The sequence below is a fragment of the Methylothermus subterraneus genome, assembly GCF_054656915.1.
Window position 1 is genome coordinate 1 of the sequence record NZ_BAAHXK010000036.1, and the last position, 954, is coordinate 954.

Genomic DNA, 954 nt, shown 5'->3' on the forward strand with positions numbered 1-954 from the left:
CATTGTACTTGACTTTGTTATGTAGTATCATCGTGACTACAAAATGAATGCTTGAACGGCTCCTGGAGAATGACCATGAGTACCGCTGATACCTATGTCCGTGCCCGTATCGACACCAAAACCAAAGAGCGCGCTGCTGATGCGCTCAAAGCAATGGGACTGTCCATTTCTGACGCCATCCGCTTGCTGATGCTGCGCATTGCTGAGGAGCAGCGGCTGCCCTTTGAGGTGAAGGTTCCTAACGCAACGACCAAGAAGGCCATAGCCGAGCTTGAAGCGGGAAAAGGCAAACGCTTTGCTAGCGTCGATGAGCTGATGGCGGACTTACGTGCGGACGATTGAGCGTTCCTCAGCGTTCAAGCGCGACTACAAGCGGGAGGCCAAGGGCCGACACCGCACAACGCTCGATGATGAGCTCACGCAAGTTCTGGTCGCTCTGGCCACCGATCAACCCTTGGATGTGCGCTACCGCGACCACGATCTTTTCGGTGATTGGGCGGGCTACCGTGAATGTCACATCAAGCCCGACCTGCTGCTCATTTACAGCAAACCTGACCCTGATACCTTGCGACTGGTACGGCTTGGTTCGCACAGCGAACTTTTCGGCTGACGCATGGCGAAGAAGGCAGCGTACCCTGCTGAAATCGGTTTTGCAGTACAGAAAGAACGACTAATCCGTCCAAAACCTCTCAAACCGCCCGGCGCTCAGCTCGGTGTAGCGCACCGTGTGCTGGATGTTTTTGTGGCCCAAGTACAGCTGGATCGCCCGCGTGTCGTGGCCGGCGTTGGCCAGGTAAAACCCGGTGGCGTGGCGCAGCATGTGCGGGTGGACGGGAAACGGCACGCCCGCCTGTTGGCCTGCGCGGGCGACGATCTTGCGCACCGTTGCCGCCGTCAGAGGCCCTCGGCGCTCGGACACGAACACGTACCCACCGTGGTGGGGGTAGTTCCTTT

3 protein-coding genes are annotated in these 954 nt (G+C 57.9%); 2 read left to right on the forward strand and 1 reads right to left on the reverse strand.

Annotation, left to right across the window (positions count from 1 at the left end):
• The first annotated feature begins 75 nt into the window (after nucleotides 1–75).
• Both ACYQ3M_RS11595 and ACYQ3M_RS11600 read left to right on the forward strand, forming a co-directional pair.
• On the forward strand, nucleotides 76–342 hold the full coding sequence (locus ACYQ3M_RS11595; protein ID WP_460036239.1) for a type II toxin-antitoxin system RelB/DinJ family antitoxin: 267 nt from the start codon (nucleotides 76–78) through the stop codon (nucleotides 340–342).
• Nucleotides 329–610: a type II toxin-antitoxin system YafQ family toxin gene (locus tag ACYQ3M_RS11600; protein WP_460036240.1), complete on the forward strand. Its 282-nt coding sequence runs from the start codon at nucleotides 329–331 to the stop codon at nucleotides 608–610. The genes ACYQ3M_RS11595 and ACYQ3M_RS11600 overlap by 14 nt, the downstream gene beginning before the upstream one ends.
• A 60-nt stretch (nucleotides 611–670) precedes the next feature.
• Here ACYQ3M_RS11600 and ACYQ3M_RS11605 read toward each other — a convergent pair.
• On the reverse strand, nucleotides 671–954 hold a 284-nt coding region (locus tag ACYQ3M_RS11605; protein ID WP_460036241.1), incomplete at its 5' end, for a tyrosine-type recombinase/integrase.